The organism is Streptomyces sp. NPDC096205 (assembly GCF_044763135.1).
Lineage (GTDB): Bacteria > Actinomycetota > Actinomycetes > Streptomycetales > Streptomycetaceae > Streptomyces.
Window position 1 is genome coordinate 303,643 of the sequence record NZ_JBIWFS010000006.1, and the last position, 19,052, is coordinate 322,694.

Consider the following 19,052-nt stretch of genomic DNA (forward strand, 5'->3'; position numbering starts at 1 on the left):
TCAGCGCAGCTCCTCCGGGCAGGGGGTGCCGCGGGGCAGCTCGTAGGGCGAGGCGAGACGGTAGGTGCCGGCGCGCGGCGCGAGCAGCTCGGTCCACTTCACGCCGAGGGCGTCCTCCTCGGTCTCCATCAGACAGCCGTTGACGTTCTCGTACGTCTTCGGCTCGCCCTCGGGCCGCTCCTCGGACGCCTCCGTCTCCCGCGGCGCGTCCACACCCTTGCCGTCGGCGTCGACCAGCTTCAGCCAGGGGGAGTACGGGATGCGGATCAGGATGCGGCCCGGCTCGGTCACCGTCAGCGTCATCTCGTCCTGGTCGGCCCGGTCCACCGTGGCCGGCGCGTCCGCGAGCGGAGTCGGGTCGGTCACCGCGAACAGCTGCCAGTTCGCGTCGCCCCACACCTGCCGCAGATACGGCAGGCCGCGCTGCACCAGCTCCCGCTCCCGCTCGGCGCCCTCCCCGTCCGGCTCGCCCTGGGGCAGCACCACGTAGTGCACCGCCCAGCGGCCCAGCCACTCGTGGTAGTTCGCCGAGTTCAGGGTGTCGTCGTAGAAGAGCGGGTTGCGCTCCATGTCGGCCTGCCGGTTCCAGCCACGCGCCAGGTTCACGTACGGCGCGAGCGCGGAGGCCTCGCGGTGCGAGCGGGCCGGGACGACCTCCACCCGGCCCTGGCCGGCGCCGATCTCCTGCAGCTCGTTCACCAGCGGCGCCAGCTCCCGCGCCCAGGACGCCTCCGGGGTGGTGTGCACGATGTCGTCGACCGTCTTGAAGCCGATCCAGCCGGTGAACCCGACGAACGCCACCACGATCGCGTACCACTTGCGCGAGCGCGGCTCGGCGAACGGCAGGGCGGCGAGCAGGACCACGCCCGCGAACAGCATCGCGAGCCGGGTGATGTTGGAGCCGATCTGCGAGCTGATCACCCACACCAGCAGCACCGCGAGCCCGTACACCGCGGCCGTGATCCGCACGGACTTCCAGGCGCGCGGCACGACCGCGAAGACGACGACCGAGAAGAGCAGCGGCAGGAACGCCGACGCGAACGACATCGGCTGCGTGCCGGAGAACGGGAACGCCCACGCCGACACCGCCACCACCGCGGTCGGCCCGAGCCCCAGCGCCCACGCGCCCGGCAGCCGCTTCTGCAGGAACAGGGCCGCCGCGATCAGCCCCACGAACAGGCCCGCGACCGGCGAGGACATGGTGGCCAGCGCCGCCAGCGGCGCCGCGCACAGCGCCTTCGCCCACCGCTTGTAGCGCCACTTGTACGGCCAGCAGTACACGACCGCGACCGCGCCCAGCGCGAACATCGTGCCCAGCCCGAAGGTCACCCGGCCCGAGGCCGCGTTGCACAGGAAGGCGAACAGACCGGCGAGGGAGGCCCACAGCGGGTTGCGCACCGCACGGCTGCGCATCAGCACCAGCGTCAGCAGGCCCGCGGACACCGTCCCGGCGATCATCATCGTCGTACGGACACCGAGGACCGACATCAGATACGGCGACACCACGCTGTACGACACCGGGTGCATGCCGCCGTACCAGGCGAGGTTGTACGCCGAGGCCGGGTGGCGGCCCACGAACTCCGCCCACGCGTCCTGCGCGGCGAGGTCGCCACCACTGTTCGCGAAAGTGAAGAACCAGACGATGTGCAGGACGCCCGACAGGGCCGTGAAGGCGAGGACCGGGTGGCGCAGGAACGCCTCGCGGACGACGGTCACGGCGCGGTGGGCGCGGGTGCGGGGCGCCTCAGGCGCGGGCAGCGGTATTCGCGGGCCGGCGTCCGGGCCCGGACCGGTGTCTTCGGCGCGTTTCTCCGCAGTGGCCACCTGTTGGCACTCCCCGTGTCCCGTCTTCTGCTGTCGGCCGCGGGTTTCCGCAGACTTCACGGCCATGTCTCCATGACCGGCGACCTTGTCCCGTTTCGTGACGCTAGCACGCGGCCCGCCGACCGCACCCGGGGCGGGTGCCGTCGACGGGCCGGGCAGGTCCGCGCAGGTCAGGCGATACGGGTCAGCTTGTCCGTCCAGCCCGGTTCGACCAGTTCGCCCTGCAGGGCGACCGGCACCTTGACCGCGCCGGCCGTACCGCCGTCACCGACGGTGAGCGTGCCGACCTGGCTGCCGGCCTTCGCGGTGTGCGGCAGCTCGTCGGCGGCGAAGTTCAGCTCCACCTTCAGGCCCGCCCAGCCGACCGCGGTGACGTCCTTCGTCACGACGACCGGGGTACGACCGCCCAGGCCGTCGTCGACATAACCGACGACATCGCCCTTCTTCAGGATCGTCGCCGACTCCAGGCGCTCCTGCGCGGCCCGGATCAGCTTGTCGCCCGCGGACAGGGCGCCCTGGAGGATCGTGTTGTCGTAGCCGCCCTCGGGCTGGCGCAGGACGGCGCCGACGATCGTGCGGGTCTCGCCGCCGATCTCCTTCTTCGCCGCGAAGACCAGGTTGCCGCGGGCGGAGGTGGTGGTGCCGGTCTTGATGCCGACGACGTCGTTCTTGCCGACCAGCTGGTTCCAGTTGGGGTGCCTGGCGCCCTTGTAGTCGTAGTACTCCATCATCGCCGCGACCTCGCGGAAGGCGGGCTCCTTCATCGCGGCCTTGGCCAGCTTCACCTGGTCCACGGCCGTGGAGACGGTGGTGTCGTTCAGGCCCGAGGGGTCGGTGTACGTCGTGTTGGTCATGCCGAGGTCCTCGGCGGCGGCGTTCATCTTCGCCACGAAGCCCTTCTCCGAGCCGGCGTCCCAGCGGGCCAGCAGTCGGGCGACGTTGTTCGCGGAGGCGATCAGGATGCTCTCCAGCGCCTCGCGCTGGGAGATCGAGTCGCCGGCCGTCACCTTCACGGTCGACTCCCCGTCCGCGGAGGCCTGCTCCTCGGCGGCCTGGTCGACCTTGATCATCGGGCCCTCCACGCCGCTCTTGAGCGGGTGGTCGCGCAGGATGAGGTACGCCGTCATGACCTTGGCGACGCTCGCGATCGGCACGGGCTTCTGCTCGCCGGACGAGCCGAACGAGCCGATGCCCTGGACGTCCAGCGCGGCCTGGCCGTCCTGCGGCCAGGGCATGTCCGCGAGGTCGCCGTCGAAGGTGTAGCTGTCCTTCGCGGTGAGCGTCAGCTCCGGGTTCGGGAGCGGGCGCAGCGACTGCGCGACCGCAAACACGACGATGAGCAGCAGGACCAGCGGGGTCCAGATCTTGACGCGGCGCGCCGCCGTGCGCAGGGGGGTCTGCGGGGGCGGCGGGGTGTTCGTCAGCTCGGCCAGCAGGTCCAGCGGGGGCTTGGGCGGGAGGGGCTGCTGGGTGGTGCGCTCCTGCTGCGCGGGCTGGGGCGGGTCGGCGGGCTTGAGGGCGACGAACTTGCTCGTGCGGTCGGGCTGCGCGGGCTGGGGGGTGGGCTTCGGCTCGGGCTTCTGCTCGGGCTCGGGGTCGGCCTTGGGGTCGGCCTTCTGCTCGGGCTCGGGGTCCGGCTTGGGGGCCTTGTCCCCGAGCTTGAGCATGGTGGTGGGCTGGTCGACGGCCGGCTTCGGGCGGACGGCCTTGAACATGGTGGTCGGCTGGTCGACCCCCGTCTCGGCCTCGGCGGGCTTCTGTGCGTCGCCGCCGTCGCCGTCGCCGTCGTCGTCGTCCGCGGGCTCGTCGGGTGCCTGCTCGGCCTCGGCTTCGCCTTCGGCCGTCTCCGTCTTCCCACCCGCACCGCCCGTGCGGCTTTCGTCGTCGGCTGCGGGTGGCCCCTGTGGGGCGTCCTCGCCGTCGGCGGCCGCGGGCTCGGGGGCGGGCTGCTCGGCCTCGGCTTCGCCCTCGGCCGTCTCCGTCTTCCCACCCGCACCGCCAGTGCGGCTTTCGTCGTCGGCTGCCGGTGGCCCCTGTGGGACGTCCTCGCCGTCGGCGGCCGCGGGCTCGTGGTCGTCCTCGGAGGCATCCTCCGCTTCCGGCTCGGACTTCGCCTCCGGCTCCTGCTCCTCGGCGCTCTCCTCGGCCTTCTCCGCGGCCGGGGCCGCCTCGGCCTGGTCCGCGTCCTCCTCGGGCTCCTCCGGCGCCTCCTCGGGCTCCTCAGAAGCCGCCGAGGTGTCCTCCGAGGGCTCCTCCGGCTGCTCCTCGGCGGGCGCGGCCTTCGTCACCCACGCCGCGACCGCCTCGCGCAGGCGGGCGTCGTCCTCGTCGGGGGTGTCCTTGGGGAGGGCGAGGATCTTCGTGGACGTGTCCGGTTCGGACGTCCGGGCGACCGCGAGGCGCGGGTCGCGGGATTCGGACCGGGCTTCGGGAACCGGACCCGCGCTCCCCGACGTCGGTTCTGCCGACGACTCGCGCTGCTTCGACTTGTCGGGGGACTCGCCCGCCACCGATGCCTCCTCTGAAACGAACCGTGAACCGCGCCCGGACCGGCCTCACGCCGCTGTCCGAACCATGTACCAGTGTCCTGTGTGTGGGCCTGACCAACGCGGTAGACGAGAACGACATACCTGCCGGTTCCCTCACAAACAGGTCACGCACCCTCGACAGACCAATGTGAGAGGGGTCACCCTGTCATTCATCCACGCGGGGAGGCATGGATGGGCAGGAGCCGCAGAACAATTCCGGAGGAGCTTCTGCTGCTGGCACTGGACCCGACGACGGGTACCACTGCACAGCCGCAGTCGCTCGACCTCGGTCTGGCCGGAGCACAGCTAGTGGAGCTGGCGCTGGCCGGACGGATAGCCCCAGACGGGGATCGTATCGCCGTGGTGGTTCCACGGCCGACTGGAGATCCGACACTGGACTGTGCGTTGGAGCTGCTGCGCAGGCGCGGCGCTCCCGTGCGGGCGGTCCACTGGATAGGCGGGCCGCGTCTCGGGCTCCGCCAGACCTACCTCTCGCATCTGGAGCGGTGCGGCATGGTCCATGCCGTCGAGGGCCAGATGTGCGGAGTGCTGCCGACCACTCGCTACCAGGCGACGGACAACGCCATCAGCCGTGAGATCAAGGCACGGCTGGACTCGGCGATCCGCACCGGCGTACCGCCGGACCCGCGGACCGCGGCGCTCGCCGCACTGGCGCATGCGGTCGGTCTGGGCAAGCACCTGTATCCGGGCAACGAGGGTCGTTCCTCGCGCTCCCGGCTGCGGGATCTGATCCGGCACGACCCCATGGGCGGCCTGGTGGCACATGCCGTCATGGACGTCCAGAACGGCGTGGCCGCCCAGCCGCGCCGCAGCCCGGCGCAGGCCGGCCGTCAGGCCGCCGGAGCCGGACCCGCAACGGAACCCGCCCGCGGTGTTCCGGTGCAGCCGCACCGCAGCTCCATGGCGCGTGCCGTGGCCCACTGAGCCGCAGTTCCACGGCAGCACCCGCAACACGGCGCCGCCCGGCGCCGACTCGAACCAGCACCGCCGCACGACCCCCCAAGCCCGGTCACGGGAGCCGCTGTTCGAGCGGGGTGACAGAACCGCACGGTTCTGTCACCCCGCTCGGCCGTGTCCGGAAACGGCCGTCGTGCGTTCACTGACGTGCACCTGGCGCATATCCCCCGTTTCCCAGCGGTAGTAAGCACCTTGGTGGCAGTCTGCTCAACAGCAGATACGCAAAGTGTTAAGTACAGGCAGCAGCCGGAGGTGCACGTCCCGTGGCGTCCAATGTCAATCCCACCGTCAGGAGGCGCCGGCTGGGCCAGGAGCTGCGCAGACTCCGTGAGCTCAAAGGCATGACGGCGGAAGAGGTGGCCGAGCGGCTGCTGGTGTCCCAGTCGAAGATCAGCCGCCTGGAGAACGGACGGCGCAGTATCAGCCAGCGCGACGTCCGCGACCTGTGCGGGGTCTACGAGGTGGAGGACCAGCGCGTCGTCGACTCGCTGATGCAGATGGCCAAGGATTCGCGCCAGCAAGGCTGGTGGCACGCCTTCGGCGATGTCCCCTACAGCGTCTACATCGGCCTGGAGACCGATGCCGCGAGCCTGCGCGTGTACGACCCGCAGGTCGTGCCGGGCCTGCTGCAGACGCGCAGTTACGCCGAGGCGCTGATCGCGGGCGCGCTGCCGGAGGCCGCTCCGGCCGACATCGAGCGCCGCGTCCAGGTGCGCATGCGCAGGCAGGAACGTATTTCCGCGGCCGACAACCCGCTCCGGCTGTGGGCGGTGGTGGACGAGGCCGCGCTGCGCCGCGAGGTCGGCAACAAGCAGGTGATGATCGAGCAGCTGGAGTACCTGCTGGAGGCGGTGCAACTGCCGCACGTCACCGTGCAGGTCATCCCGTTCTCCATGGGCGCGCACCCGGGTGTGAGCGGCCAGTACGCGATCCTGGAGTTCCCCGACGCCGCCGACTCGACGGTGGTGTACATCGAGGGCGTGACCAGCGACCTGTACCTGGAGAAGGCGCAGGACGTGTCCAAGTACAGCGTGATGTACGAGCACTTGAGGGCGCAGGCGCTGAACGTCGAGCAGACGCGGGAGTTCATCGCGAAGGTCGCCAAGGACTACGCCAGCTGAGCGGGCCGAGTGGCTCGAGGGGCCCGAGTGGCCGCCGTGGGCGCCTGCTGGACATGAAAGGCCGGACAGTACACCGGAGCGCGACCAAGAGGGAAGTCCCTCTGGAATATGTCATCCGGTCGGGTGAATGGCTGCTCCGGACGGTGGAGTTGGCGAGTAGCGTCGATCACGCCAATCGAGCACGGGGGTTGGCGAGAATGCAGCAACTCGGCTACTGAACCGACCGGAGTGAACATGGCAATCAAGCAGGGTTCGACGGACACGTGGATCAAGTCGTCCTACTCCCAGGGCAACGGCGCGTGCGTCGAGGTCAAGTCCCCTGTCACCGCCGCTCTGGCCGTGCGTGACTCCAAGGTCACCGACGGCCCGACCCTCGCCTTCCCGGCGGACGCCTGGCAGGCGTTCGTGACGTCGGTCAAGGCGTGAGGGGAGGGTCTTCCGATCCTCCGCCGATGACCACGATTCGACAAGCACGACTGAAGAGCCCTCTCGACCAGTTCGCCGTCCTTGCCGAGAGGGCTCGGCTTGTGCCCGGCGCCGGACGGACCGCTCCGCCCGGCGCCTGGCGTCGCCGTCAGGAATCCCGGCGCACCGGGAACGCCACGTCGCACACCGGGTCCTCGGGCCCGGCGGCGTCCCAGTCGGCGAAGTAGACCTCCCGGCACGGGCCGTCGTAGGCGAGCCCCTCCCGCTTCATCCACTCCTCCACCGCCTCGAACGCGGCCAGGATCTGCGGCTGTGCCACCTGCGCCTTGGTGATCCGGGTGTACGCCAGCCGCCGTGCGGGCTCCACCCGCAGCCGCACCTGCCGGGCCCGTCCCCGGTCCGCAGCCCACGCCCGCGCCGCCGCCTCGTCGGCGACCGGCACACAGGCCTCCACGGGGCCGTCGCTCTCCGTCGACACCTCGGCGTGGTAGACGACGTACGGCGCTCCCGCCGCACCCCCGCAGCCCGCGGCGGCCTCCTCCAGCCGGCCCAGCGACGCCGGGATCCAGGTCGGCAGTTCGTCCGCCAGTACATGCCGGGACTCGCTCAGCACCACCTGCGCGGGCACCTCGACCGTCTCCACCGTGAACTTTCCGTACATCTCGGAGCTCCTCCCCGAAAGCCGTCCACGGAGGTACTCGGCCAGCGTCCGCTGCGCGGCGAACCGCGCCTCCACGTCCGCCCAGTACGCGGCGAGCAGCGCGGCCGCCTCGTCGCCCTCGGCATCGGCCACCTCGGCGATCCGGGCGAGCGGCATGTCCAGCTGCCGCAGCAGCGCCACCAGCCGGGCCCGCTCCACCTGGGCGGCCCGGTAGTAGCGGTACCCGGTGGCCGGGTCGACCCGGTCCGGGGCCAGTAGCCCCAGCCGGTCGTACAGCCGCAGCGCCTTGGCCGACAGCCGGGCCCGCGCGGCGAACGCGCCGATGGTCAGCAGGTCGTCGTCCATCACGCAGCCTCGTCCTCCGTCACCGGACGGCCTGTCCCGTCCGGCGAGGAGCACGTTCCGCCCTGCCCCAGGGGCAAGGTCAACGGGCTTCAGCCGAGCGCCCGCTCCAGCGCGGCCACGATCTCGTCCGACTCGGGCTCGGTCTGCGGCGAGAACCGGGCCACGACCTGACCGTCCCGCCCGACGAGGAACTTCTCGAAGTTCCAGCGGATGTCCCCGCTGTACCCCTCGGCGTCCGCGAACCCGGCCAGCCGCTCGTACAGCGGGTGCCGTCCCTCGCCGTTCACCTCGACCTTCTCGGTCATCGGGAAGGTCACGCCGTACGTCGCCGAGCAGAACTCCGCGATCTCCTCGGCCGACCCCGGCTCCTGCCCGAGGAACTGGTTGCAGGGCACCCCGACCACGGTGAACCCGCGCTCCGCGTACTCCTCCTGCAGCTTCTCCAGCCCCGTGTACTGCGGTGTCAGCCCACACTTCGACGCCACGTTCACGAAAAGAACGACCTTGCCGAGATACGAGCCGAGATCGGCGTCCCCACCGGTGAGCGCACCGACGGACACGGAGAGAGGAGAGGTGGAAGAAAGTTCACTAGTCATGCCCCGGAGCTTAAGGGTTTCAGGGGTGCGGGGAACTGCGCGAGCAACCACAGACGGTCCGCAGCCGCGATCGAACCGCCATCACCCCGGGCCGGACGCGGCGGCTTTCACCAGGACGTCCCCGGCGGCCGTACGCGAGTACAACACGGACCGCCCAGCCCGCCGCCGTTCGACCATCCCCGCATCCAGCAAGACCCTCAGGTGACGCCCCACAGACCCCAGCCCCTGCCCCGTCGAAGCGACCAGCTGCGTGGTGCTCATCGGCGAAGCCAGCAGTATCAGGACCCGAGCCCGCCCGGCCCCCAGCAGCGCCCCGAGCCCCGCGGGCGCCGGCTCCGGGGCCAGCACTCCCGTCGCCGGGTACACCACCGCGTACCGCTCCCGCTCCTCCCAGGAGACCCACCCCGCCCGCGGAGTCACCGGCACGAACACCAGCTCGGCCCCCGAGATCTCCCGGGGCGGATACTCGTGCGCGTTGACCTGGAGCCGGTTCTCCCCGAGCCAGCGTGTGCCCGGCCGCAGGGCGTCCAGTACGGCCGCCCAGCCGCCCCGGCTGACCTGCGCGGTCCGGGCGACCACGTCCGCCTCCAGGATGCGCCGACGCCGCTCCCAGTCGGGAGAGACCGTCTCGGTCCACACGTACTCCAGAAGCCCGGCCGCCCGCGCCGGCAGGTCGTCCCGCTCCAGGGCGTCCGGCAGCGGTCCGGCGAGGGACACCCGCAGATGCGCGCGGGCGTCCTCGGGCCGGGCCGCCCGCACCCGGGCGGCCTCCGCCTCGAAGGGCTCGTCGCCGCGCGGTGTCGGGGTGAGGAAGTCGGCGATCCACTCCCGGCCGAGCCCGGAGCGCACCAGCAGCGCGGTGACCGGGTCGGCGGCGAGCCGGGCCCGGTAGCCGGGCAGGTGGCGGCGCAGCCACGCGCGCTCGCCCGGGTGCGAGGGCACGCCCGCGTGCAGCAGCTTCAGGCCGGCGAAGGTCTCGGCGAGCGGGGAGAGCACGAACCGGCTGCCGGCGAGCGTGTCGGCATTGACCTGCCACCAGCCCATGGGGCGACCCCACCTTTCGCGTCCGCGCGAAACAATAACCACCGTACGGCCGCCCCTCCGAGACTCCGTGCATGCGCAGCTACCGAGACCTGTTCCGCACCCCGGAGTTCACTCCCTTCTTCCTGGCCTCCGCCGCCCACACCGTGGCCCAGACGGTCGGCGGCCTGGCGCTGGCCACGCTCGTGTACCGGGTCACCGACTCGCCGCTGCTGTCGGCGGTGAGCATGTTCGGGCCGCAGCTGGCCCAGGTGTTCGGGGCGACCTTCCTGCTGTCGGGCGCCGACCGGCTGCCTCCGAGGTCGACACTGACGGGCATCGGCCTGGCCTTCGCGGCCGGTACGGCGGTGATGGCGCTGCCGGGTCTGCCGGTGGGGGCGGTCTTCGCGGTGGTGCTCGTGCTGGGCCTGGTCGCGTCGCTGGGCGGGGGAGTGCGGTGGGGGCTGCTGAACGAGATCCTGTCCAAGGACGGCTATCTGCTGGGGCGTTCGGTGTTCAACATGCTGTCCGGTCTGATGCAGATCACCGGGTTCGCGACCGGCGGCGCCCTGCTGACGGTGCTGTCCCCGCGTTCCTGTCTGCTGCTCGCGGCGGCGCTCTACGCGCTGTCCGCCCTCGGTGTCCGGCTGGGTCTGACCGCTCGCCCGCCGCGTTCGTCGGGCCGTCCGTCGGCGCAGGCGACCCGGCGCACCAATGCCCTGCTGTGGTCCTCGCGCCCGCGCCGCCTGACGTATCTGGGCCTGTGGGTCCCCAACGGCCTGATCGTCGGCTGCGAGTCCCTCTATGTCTCCTACGCGCCGGGCGCCGCCGGGGTGTTGTTCGCGTGCGGGGCGCTGGGGATGTTCGCCGGGGATGTGGCCGTCGGGCGGTTTCTGCGGCCCGAGGTGCGGGGCCGGCTGGCGACGCCGCTGCTGTTGTTGCTGGCCGTGCCGTATCTGTTCTTCGTCCTGCGGCCGGGGGTGGTGTGGGCGGCCGTGGCCGCGGGTGTGGCCTCCGTCGGCTTCGGGGCGAGCCTGGTCCAGCAGGAGCGGCTGATGGCGCTGACCCCTGACGAACTCGCGGGCCACGCCCTGGGGTTGCACTCCGCGGGGATGCTCACGATGCAGGGCGTGAGTGCGGCGCTGGCGGGTGCGGTGGCCCAACTGACCTCCCCCGCAACGGCGATGACGGTGATGGCGGCCGCGTCCGTCGCGGTGACGCTGACACTGGCCCGCCTCGGGCGCAGTGGGGCTGACGCCGGCCCGCCTCGGGCGCTCGCCGAAGAGCCCCTCCTCGAAAAGCCCCATTGAAGTTCGTACTACGAACGAATATGGTTCGTAGTACGAACTGATTCGGCGCGCGGATCAGCAGGGATCCGCGCGTCTTCACCCAGGGGGAGCTGAACAGTCATGGCATCCACGACCTCCACCACCGGCCGCACCGTCGTCGTCATCGGCGGCGGCTACGGCGGCGCCACGGCCGCCAAGGCCCTCGACGCCGAGGCCGACGTCGTCCTGATCGAGCCCAAGGACGCCTTCGAGCACGCGGCCGGCTCGCTGCGGGCGCTGGTCCGGCCCGACTGGGCGCACAACGTCTTCTTCTCCTACGACCGGCTGCTGGAGCGCGGCCGGGTCGTGCGGCAGCGGGTGGCCTCGGTCGACCCGAAGGGCGTGACCCTCGCCGATGGCACCCGGATCGACGCCGACTACCTGGTGCTGGCCACCGGCTCGCGCTACCCCTTCCCGGCCAAGAGCGACAGCGACGAGGCCGCGGAGGCGCTGGGCCGGCTGCGCGAGACGCACGAGGAGCTGGCCGGCGCCGAGCGGGTTCTGATCACCGGGGCCGGGCCGGTCGGCCTGGAGCTGGCCGGCGAGATCGCGCACGTGTGGCCCGGCAAGCAGGTCGTCGTCCTCGACCCGGCGCCCGCGCTGCTGCCCGCCTTCGAGCAGAGCCTGCGCGACGACCTGCACCGCCAGCTTCAGGAGGCGGGCGTCGAACTGCGGCTGGGCACGGCCCTGGCCGAGGAGCCGCCGAGCGAGCCCGGCCGCGCCAAGACCTTCACCGTGGCGACCACCGACGGGGACGAGCTCACCGCCGACATCTGGTTCCGCGCCCACGGCGTACGCGTCAACGGCGACTACCTCGCCGACGGCGCCCTGACCACCCGGACCGACAGGGGCCAGGTGCCGGTCACCGGGACACTCGCCGTGCGGGGCTACGACCACGTCTACGCGATCGGTGACATCACCGACCTCGCCGAGGCCAAGATGGCCGGTTACGCCATGCAGCACGCGCGTGTGGCCGCGGCGAACATCTCCGCCCAACTGCGCGGCGAGACCCCCGAGGCCGTCTACACCCCCTCGCCGGTGCCGTCCGTCCTGCTGCCGCTCGGCCCGGAGCGCGGGGTCGGGCAGTTCCCGTCCGAGGACGACCCGGCCGTCGCGGCGGTGGTGCCGGCTCAGGTGGTCGCGCAGTACAAGGGCGGCGACCTGTTCACGGGCATGTTCCACGAGCTGTTCGGCACACAGGCCGAAGGGTGATCAGCCCTGCGGGTCGATGAACACCTCGGGCACCTTGTTGTCCTCCACCACGCGAGCCAGGAGCGCGGCCAGCCGGTCGCGCTCCTGCGCGCTCAGGCCCGAGGGCAGCTCGTCGATGCGGCGGCAGGCGTCGTCGTAGAACTCCTCGGCCAGCCGGGCGCCCTCTTCCGTGAGCGCCACCCGTACCGCCCGGCCGTCGCGCGGGTCTGCCTCCCGGCGCACCAGGCCGCGCTGTGCCGTGCGGTCCACGAGCCCGGTCAGGCTCGACTTCGCCAGCCCCAGCATGTCGCCCAGCTCGCGCATCCCGTACGGCTGCGGCATCAGCACGCACAGCAGCTTGCCCTGCTGGGGGGTGAGTCCGTACGCATGGCTCGCATCGGCGTACACGGCGTTCACCAGGTACGAGGACCGCACCAACGCGGTCACCACGCTCATCCGTTCGCCATCGGCCTTTGCCATGGAGGAAGCGTAACGGCCGTCAGCCGCCCGTCCGCCCCGCGCGCAGCTCCTCGGCCGCCTCCGTGAAGGCCTGCGCGGCCCGCTCGAAGTAGTCGAAGAGGACCCGTGCTTCGTCGGGGGAGTAGCCCTGGATGATCTCGCCGATGCGCCGGCGCGCGGGAGCCAGCGCCCGGTCGAGGTCGGCCGGCTCGCCCACCGGCTCGACGATGACCTTGCGGCGGTCGTCGGGGGAGGGCGTGCGGCGGACGTAGCCGGCCTGCTCGAGGCGGTCGATCAGACGGGTGGTGGGGCCGGTGGTCAGGCCGGTGCGGGCGCCGAGCTCGCCGGGGGTCAGCGGGCCGGACAGATCGAGGATGTTCAGCGCGTACAGGTCGGTCGCCCCGAGGTCGCAGGCCTTGGCGCCGGCGTGGGCGTGCAGCAGGACGGCGCTCAGGTAGCGGCGGTAGGCCTCACTGGCGCGGTCCGAGGACGTTGACACGCGGGAACCCCTTCCCTAGTCTCTTCTTAAAGGAAGAGAAATCTCTCAAGAAGAGAAATCTTTCGGGCAGTTACTTCTTCGTCGAAGTTACCATGGGAGGTCAGTCATGACCGGGACCACCACCGCCGCCGCCGACATCCGCGCCCTGCTGGACAGCAGCGCCGCCGCCTGGAACCGCGGGGACGGCATCGCGTACGGCGCGCACTTCACCGACGACGCCACCGATGTCACCTATGTCGGCACGGTCTACCGGGGCGGCCCGGAGATCGGCCGCGCCCACCAGGACCTCTTCGACAGCTTCCTCAAGGGCACCACCCTGACCCTGGAGATCCTCGACCTGCGTCTGCTGGGCCCGGACACGGCCGTGGTCGTCACCTGCGGCGGCGTGCACAAGGGGCGCAGGCCCGGGCGCCCGGACAAGCGCGCCACGTACACGGTCGTACGAACGCCGCGGGACGGGCGCTGGCGGATCGCCGCCGTGCAGAAGACCGCCCACCGGCGGCTGCTGGAGGCTTTCTCCTTCCGGATGCGTCCGGCGACCCGACCGGCGGCTGACGCTTGCGGCCGTGTGACGCCTACCGCCGTGTGACGCCTGCGGCCGCGTGGCGCCTGCGGCCCTTCCCGCGACCCGTCGAGCGAAGTGAATCCCGGGAGCGGAAACAAGATCACAACTTCCGCTGTTGGCACTGCACATGACGACTTCATCGCAGTGGGTGGCAGGTTTCCGTTCCGCTCTGGTCAGCCCGTACGAGGACTACCAGCTCTTTCCCTCCCGGGCCTTCGCCGAGCAGACGGTGCGTCAGATCGTGCGTCTCGCCGGTGGCGGTGAGGCCGTCCGGGTGCGGCTGAGCAACCGGTTCGGCAGACAGCCGCTCACCGTCGGCGCCGCCCGCTGGGCCCGCCGCACCGAGGGACACGGCATCGACCCGGCCACCTCCGTCCCGCTCACCTTCGACGGCCGCGCCGACCTCGTCTTGGCGCCCGGCGAGGAGGCGGTCAGCGACCCGGTGCCCGGCGCGGTCGCGGCCGGGGACGAGTTCGCGCTCAGCCTCCACCTGCCGTACGACACCGGCCTGGCGACGTTCTCCGTGGTCGCCTCCGAGACCGGGTACGCGGCCGCGGGGGACGTGACGGACGAGGCGGCCCTCCCGGACGCCGAACTTCTGGAGCTCTCGCGCTACTTCGTCTCCGGCGTCGACGTCCTCGCGCCCGAGGGCACCGCGATCGCCGTGGCCTTCGGCGACTCCTGGATGGAGGGCGCGGGCACCACACCCGGCGCCAACGCCCGCTTCCCCGACCAGCTCAACCGCCTCCTTGACCGCGGCTGGGTCGTCAACCAGGGCATCTCCGGCAACCGGCTGCTCACCGACGAGATCGGCGAGGCCGGACTGACCCGCGTCCACCGTGACGTCCTCGACGTCCCCGGCGTCACCCACGTCCTGCTGAACTTCGGCCTCAACGACCTCGGCAGCCCCGGCTCCATCGACCCCGGCACGCCCCAGCCGCTGCCCAGCGCCGAGCAACTCATCGAGGGCTACCGGGAGTTGGCCGCGCTCCTCAGGGCCGCCGGACTCACCGTCGTAGCGCACACCATCGGCCCGTACGCCGGGACCGTCTACGAGGGCTACGACACCGAGGAGGGCCGCGCGATCCGCCGCGAGGTCAACGACTGGATCCGCACCACCGACACCTTCGACGCCGTCACGGACGTCGCCGCCGCGGTCGAGGACCCTGCCGACCCCGAGCGCATCCTGCCCGCCTACGACTGCGGCGACCACCTGCACCTCAACGACGCGGGCACGCTGGCGATGGCCCGGGCGGTGGACCTGTCGTATCTGAAGCTCTGACCCCGCACCGGCCGCCGCTCAGCGGGCGGGCGCGAACGCCGTGACCCGTACGCCGGTGTCGCAGATGCGGACCGGGCTGCCGAAGGCCGGGCTCAGCGGACGGGACTCGCCGGGCGGGACGACGTCGAGGCGGGTGATCGGCTCGCACTCGGCCAGGCTGGTGAAGGTGAGCTCGGCGGTGGCCGACTCGCCGGAGGCGAGGGTCACCTCGGCGGCGTCCTCCGCGGCCCCGGCCCAGTCGACCGGCAGCTCGGTGCGGCCGGACTCGCCGACGAAGAGGAGCGAGGGGAAGCCCCGCAGCGTGCAGTCGCCGGGCCCCTTGTGGGTGAGCACGACAAAGGCGCGGCCCGGCCCCGTGCTGCGGGCCGAGGCCGTCAGGTGCGCCGTACGGCAGTGGTCGGCGGCGGGGGTGGGGAGCTGCTCGGTGCCGTAGAGGACGCCGGGGGGAGGGGTGGAGGAAGGGGTGGGTGCCTCCCCGCTCGCGCCGGGGGCCGAGGAGCCGCCGGTCCGAGACGCACCGGCGGAGACCGTGCCGGTGGAGGCCGTACCGGCGGACGCCGTGCCGGACGGTGTCGTAGCGGGCCTCCCGGCCCCGTCGTCCCCCGGGCCGGAGGACGACGACGAGCAGCCCGCCGCGCCCGCGAGCAACACGACCGCGGCCACGGAGATCAATGGTCTGCGCATGAATTCGAGGGTATTAGAATCCCGCCCGATCGGTTCACCGGCGCTGCGCAGCGCACCGCCTGAAGGGAAAGGGCGCGCACGGCTGTGGACGCGAGCGACGGCAACGACGTCAGCGAGGGCACGGACGTCGATGGCGTCAATGGCGTCAATGGCGTGAATGGCGTCAGTGGCGTCAGTGGCGGCAGTGGCGGCAGTGACGTGAATGGCGTCAGTGGCGGCATCCGCCGCAGGCGCTTCCTCGGCGCGGGAGCCGTCACCCTGGGCGCGGCGGGCGCGGTGGCGGCCGGGCAGTTCCTGCCGGGGGACGCCTCGGCGTCCGTGGGCGGCCCGGGCTCACCGCCCGGGGCCGGCGTGACGGTCAGCGGCACGGTGTTCAAGCTGGGCGTCGCCTCCGGTGACCCGCTGCCCACCGCCGTCGTGCTGTGGACCCGGCTGACCCCCGCCCAGCAGGGCAGCTCCGGCATCCTTCCCCCGAGCGTGCCCGTGACCTGGGAAGTCGCCACCGACTCCGGCTTCACGCAGATCGTCCGAAGCGGTACCGCGACCGCGAGCAACGGCCTCGGGCACAGCGTCCATGTGGACGCCACGGGACTGAGCCCGGCCACCGACTACTGGTACCGCTTCAAGGCCCTCGGCCGTACGTCCCCCACCGGCCGCACCCGCACCGCCCCGGCCGCCGGCGCCGTACCCGACCGGCTGCGGATCGCGCTCGCCTCCTGCCAGAACTGGCAGCACGGCTACTTCACCGCCTACCGGGACATGCGGGAGCAGCAGCCGGACCTCGTGCTGTTCGTCGGCGACTACATCTACGAGAGCTCCGCCTACTCCTACCGGGTACGCCGCCACGAGGGCGCGGGCGCACCCGTCACGCTCGCCCAGTACCGGGCCCGCCACGAGCAGTACGGCACCGACCCCGACCTGCGGGCGATGCGCGCCGCCGCACCCTTCGTGGTGGTCTTCGACGACCACGAGGTCGAGCAGGACTGGGCCGGCGACGTGGCGAACGACCCCGCCGCCTGGCCCCGCGACAAGTTCCTGGCCCGCCGCGCGGCCGCCTTCCAGGCCTTCTACGAGCACATGCCGATCCGCCTTGCGCAGAAGCCCAGCGGCCCGGACGTCCGGATCCACCGCAGGCTCGACTTCGGCTCCCTGGCCCGGCTGCACGTCCTGGACACCCGGCAGTACCGCGACGACCAGGCGACCACCGCCGCGGGCGCGCAGGAGACCGGCCGCGTGATCATGGGCGACACCCAGCGCAACTGGCTGGTCGACAGCATGAAGAAGTCCGGCGCGGCCTGGAACCTCGTCGCCTCGCAGGTGATGATGGCCGAGACGGACTTCCTGGCCGGTGAGGGCAAGGAATGGTCGTACGACGCATGGGACGGCTACCAGAAGGAACGCGCGGCGCTGCTCGCCGAGTTCCCGTCCGTCCGTAACCCCGTCGTCCTGTCCGGCGACCGGCACCGCACCATCGTCAGCGACCTCAAGCTCGACTACGCCGACCCCGGCTCGAAGGTGGTCGGCGCGGAGTTCGTCGGCACGTCCATCTCCAGCAACGGCGACGAGGACCTCCCGGCCTTCGCCGCCGAATGGGCGCCCAAACTGGCGGACAACCCGCACTGGAAGATCATCGACGCGCGGCGCGGCTATCTGCTGCTCGACATCACCCCGGGCGGCATCGACGCGCAGTTGCGGGCGATCTCCACCGTGCTGACCCGGGACGGCGAGACGACCACGGCGGCGACGTTCCGCGTGGACGACGGAGTGCCGGGCGTGCGCCAGGTCGGTGTGCAGGGCGCCTCCGCGGCCCCCGAGTCCCCCGAAGCCACCCCCTGACCCCGGGAGAGCACGTGCTGACCACCCGATCCCGGCGTCGCCGCCGCCCCGCCCTGAAGGCGCTGGCCTGCGCGTGCGCGGTGCTCGCGGCGGCGGGCGCCTTCGTGGCGCTGCCCGGCGACGCGGACGCGGTCACCCCGGCGCGCGCCGACTTCGACGGCGACGGCACGTCCGACCTCGTCTACCGCAACGCGGCGGGCCAGTTGTACGTCAACACCGGCGCGGCCGAGACGATGGCGCTGGAGTCGGACGTGGCCAAGGTCAAGGACGTCCTCACCCCGGGCGACCTGGACGCGGACGGCGTCCAGGACGTGCTGACCCTGAGCGCGACCGGCGTACTGCGCCTGCACACCGGCGTCTACGCCCGCACCCCCGGAGGCCTCGGCTCCTACCGTACGGTCGCCACGGGCTGGCAGATCTACAACAAGGTGACCGCGCCGGGCGACCTCAACCGCGACGGCAGGGCCGATCTGCTGGTCCGCACCCCTTCCGGCACCCTCTACCTCTACCCGGGCAAGGGCACGGGCGAGTTCGGCGGGCGCGTGCAGATCGGCACCGGCTGGCAGCAGTACGACCAGCTGATCGGGGCCGGCGACCTCGACGGCGACGGCGTGGGCGACCTGCTGGCCCGCACCACCGCCGGCGTCCTCTACCGCTACCCCGGCACGGGCTCCGGCGGCTTCGGCGCCCGCGTCAAGGACCCGAAGGCCGACTGGGCGTCGTACAACCAGATCCTCGGCGGCGGCGACTGGGACGGCAACGGCCGTACGGACCTGCTGGCCAGGGACTTCTCCGGTGCCCTGTGGTTCTACCCGGGCGACGGCAGGGGCACCTTCGCCGCGCGCGAGGCCCGCAGCAAGGGCTGGGGCCAGGTCACGCAGTTCGCGGGCGCCGGGAGCAACCCGCACTTCGGCAAGTACGGGACCATGGCCCGTACATCCGCCGGGTCGGTCTACAGCTACCAGGTGACGGGCACCGGCGGCCTGACCGGCAAACTCCTGGTGGGCAGCGCCGCCTGGCCCCCCTCCAGCACCCACCTCGCCTACGCCTCGTCCCTCCGGGAGGTGGGCCTGGCCGACCTGGTGGTGCACTCGCTCAGCACGGGCAAGCTCACCAACCCCGCGTACTACGCCCTGTCCGACCCCGAGATCGCCGGCGGCTCGACGTCGTACACCCGCATCCTCGGCCCCGGCGACCTCACCGGCGACGGCAAGGGCGACCTGCTCTCCGTCACCTCGTCCGGCACGGTCTACCTCAACGCCGGCACCGGCTCCGGCACCTCCGTCGCCGCCCGCGCCCAGGTGGCCACCGGCTGGCAGACCTACAACGCCCTCGTCGCAGGCGGCGACTTCACCGGCGACGGCCGCCCCGACCTCCTGGCCCGCGACACCGCGGGCACCCTGTGGCGCCTGACGGGCACAGGCTCGGCCTCCGCCCCCTTCGCGCCCCGCGTCAGCCTCGGCACGGGCTGGCAGCAGTACAAGAACCTCTTCTCCCCCGGCGACGCCGACGGCGACGGCAAGGCGGACCTGATGACCACGACCTCGACCGGCGCCCTGTACTTCTACGCGGGGACGGGCGCGGGCACCTTCAAGGGGCGGGTTGCGAAGGCTGCTTCGGGGTGGGGGGTGTGGCGGGACTTGCTCTGAGGGATCTGTTCCGGCGGCCATAGTGCGCGGCGCGTCCCATGGCCTGCCGTGACCGGAGCG

Annotated in this window: 17 protein-coding genes; 9 read left to right on the plus strand and 8 right to left on the minus strand. The window is 72.1% G+C overall.

Going from position 1 to position 19,052, the window contains the following annotated elements; translation table 11 throughout:
• Together ACIQ6Y_RS23585 and ACIQ6Y_RS23590 are read right to left on the minus strand one after the other, a co-directional pair.
• Positions 1 to 1,824 carry an MFS transporter gene (locus ACIQ6Y_RS23585; RefSeq protein WP_404041923.1) on the minus strand — a complete coding sequence of 608 codons (1,824 nt, stop codon included), beginning with the start codon at positions 1,822 to 1,824 and terminating at the stop codon, positions 1 to 3.
• A gap of 170 nt (positions 1,825 to 1,994) precedes the next feature.
• A complete protein-coding gene (locus ACIQ6Y_RS23590; RefSeq protein WP_404041924.1) occupies positions 1,995 to 4,334 on the minus strand; it encodes a D-alanyl-D-alanine carboxypeptidase in 2,340 nt (779 codons plus the stop codon).
• A gap of 210 nt (positions 4,335 to 4,544) precedes the next feature.
• Here ACIQ6Y_RS23590 and ACIQ6Y_RS23595 point away from each other — a divergent pair, with 210 nt between their 5' ends.
• The 3 genes from ACIQ6Y_RS23595 to ACIQ6Y_RS23605 all read left to right on the plus strand — a co-directional run bounded on the left by ACIQ6Y_RS23595 (position 4,545) and on the right by ACIQ6Y_RS23605 (position 6,877).
• Positions 4,545 to 5,297 (plus strand): GPP34 family phosphoprotein, encoded by a 753-nt coding sequence (locus ACIQ6Y_RS23595; protein WP_404041925.1) that lies wholly within the window; start codon positions 4,545 to 4,547, stop codon positions 5,295 to 5,297.
• Positions 5,298 to 5,593: 296 nt separating this feature from the next.
• Positions 5,594 to 6,451 carry a helix-turn-helix domain-containing protein gene (locus tag ACIQ6Y_RS23600; RefSeq protein ID WP_399647548.1) on the plus strand — a complete coding sequence of 286 codons (858 nt, stop codon included), beginning with the start codon at positions 5,594 to 5,596 and terminating at the stop codon, positions 6,449 to 6,451.
• A gap of 234 nt (positions 6,452 to 6,685) precedes the next feature.
• Positions 6,686 to 6,877, plus strand: a complete 192-nt coding sequence (locus ACIQ6Y_RS23605) for a DUF397 domain-containing protein (RefSeq protein WP_404041926.1) — start codon at positions 6,686 to 6,688, stop codon at positions 6,875 to 6,877.
• 148 nt (positions 6,878 to 7,025) lie between these two features.
• Here ACIQ6Y_RS23605 and ACIQ6Y_RS23610 read toward each other — a convergent pair whose 3' ends face one another.
• The 3 genes from ACIQ6Y_RS23610 to ACIQ6Y_RS23620 all read right to left on the minus strand — a co-directional run bounded on the left by ACIQ6Y_RS23610 (position 7,026) and on the right by ACIQ6Y_RS23620 (position 9,523).
• Positions 7,026 to 7,883 (minus strand): MerR family transcriptional regulator, encoded by an 858-nt coding sequence (locus ACIQ6Y_RS23610; RefSeq protein ID WP_404042163.1) that lies wholly within the window; start codon positions 7,881 to 7,883, stop codon positions 7,026 to 7,028.
• A gap of 89 nt (positions 7,884 to 7,972) precedes the next feature.
• Positions 7,973 to 8,479, minus strand: a complete 507-nt coding sequence (locus tag ACIQ6Y_RS23615; RefSeq protein WP_404041927.1) for a glutathione peroxidase — start codon at positions 8,477 to 8,479, stop codon at positions 7,973 to 7,975.
• A gap of 81 nt (positions 8,480 to 8,560) precedes the next feature.
• Entirely contained in the window at positions 8,561 to 9,523 is a 963-nt protein-coding gene (locus ACIQ6Y_RS23620) for a winged helix-turn-helix domain-containing protein (RefSeq protein ID WP_404041928.1), read from the minus strand.
• A 71-nt stretch (positions 9,524 to 9,594) separates the two neighbouring features.
• Here ACIQ6Y_RS23620 and ACIQ6Y_RS23625 point away from each other — a divergent pair, with 71 nt between their 5' ends.
• Together ACIQ6Y_RS23625 and ACIQ6Y_RS23630 are read left to right on the plus strand one after the other, a co-directional pair.
• Complete coding sequence (locus tag ACIQ6Y_RS23625; RefSeq protein WP_404041929.1) at positions 9,595 to 10,809, plus strand: MFS transporter; 1,215 nt, start codon at positions 9,595 to 9,597, stop codon at positions 10,807 to 10,809.
• Positions 10,810 to 10,908: 99 nt separating this feature from the next.
• A complete protein-coding gene (locus tag ACIQ6Y_RS23630; protein ID WP_404041930.1) occupies positions 10,909 to 12,039 on the plus strand; it encodes an NAD(P)/FAD-dependent oxidoreductase in 1,131 nt (376 codons plus the stop codon).
• Here ACIQ6Y_RS23630 and ACIQ6Y_RS23635 read toward each other — a convergent pair whose 3' ends face one another.
• A complete protein-coding gene (locus tag ACIQ6Y_RS23635; protein ID WP_399648094.1) occupies positions 12,040 to 12,474 on the minus strand; it encodes a MarR family winged helix-turn-helix transcriptional regulator in 435 nt (144 codons plus the stop codon).
• 43 nt (positions 12,475 to 12,517) lie between these two features.
• Positions 12,518 to 12,976 (minus strand): MarR family winged helix-turn-helix transcriptional regulator, encoded by a 459-nt coding sequence (locus ACIQ6Y_RS23640; protein ID WP_404041931.1) that lies wholly within the window; start codon positions 12,974 to 12,976, stop codon positions 12,518 to 12,520.
• Between the two features lie 106 nt (positions 12,977 to 13,082).
• Between ACIQ6Y_RS23640 and ACIQ6Y_RS23645 the strand changes: the two genes are divergently transcribed.
• Positions 13,083 to 13,565 carry an SgcJ/EcaC family oxidoreductase gene (locus tag ACIQ6Y_RS23645; protein WP_404041932.1) on the plus strand — a complete coding sequence of 161 codons (483 nt, stop codon included), beginning with the start codon at positions 13,083 to 13,085 and terminating at the stop codon, positions 13,563 to 13,565.
• A 103-nt stretch (positions 13,566 to 13,668) separates the two neighbouring features.
• A complete protein-coding gene (locus ACIQ6Y_RS23650; protein ID WP_404041933.1) occupies positions 13,669 to 14,823 on the plus strand; it encodes a GDSL-type esterase/lipase family protein in 1,155 nt (384 codons plus the stop codon).
• 18 nt (positions 14,824 to 14,841) lie between these two features.
• Here ACIQ6Y_RS23650 and ACIQ6Y_RS23655 read toward each other — a convergent pair whose 3' ends face one another.
• Positions 14,842 to 15,507, minus strand: coding sequence for a DUF4232 domain-containing protein (locus ACIQ6Y_RS23655; protein ID WP_404041934.1), 666 nt, complete (start codon positions 15,505 to 15,507; stop codon positions 14,842 to 14,844).
• A 198-nt stretch (positions 15,508 to 15,705) separates the two neighbouring features.
• Between ACIQ6Y_RS23655 and ACIQ6Y_RS23660 the strand changes: the two genes are divergently transcribed.
• Positions 15,706 to 17,343: an alkaline phosphatase D family protein gene (locus ACIQ6Y_RS23660; RefSeq protein ID WP_404042164.1), complete on the plus strand. Its 1,638-nt coding sequence runs from the start codon at positions 15,706 to 15,708 to the stop codon at positions 17,341 to 17,343.
• A gap of 14 nt (positions 17,344 to 17,357) precedes the next feature.
• Entirely contained in the window at positions 17,358 to 18,992 is a 1,635-nt protein-coding gene (locus ACIQ6Y_RS23665; RefSeq protein ID WP_404041935.1) for an FG-GAP repeat domain-containing protein, read from the plus strand.
• Positions 18,993 to 19,052 lie beyond the last annotated feature (60 nt).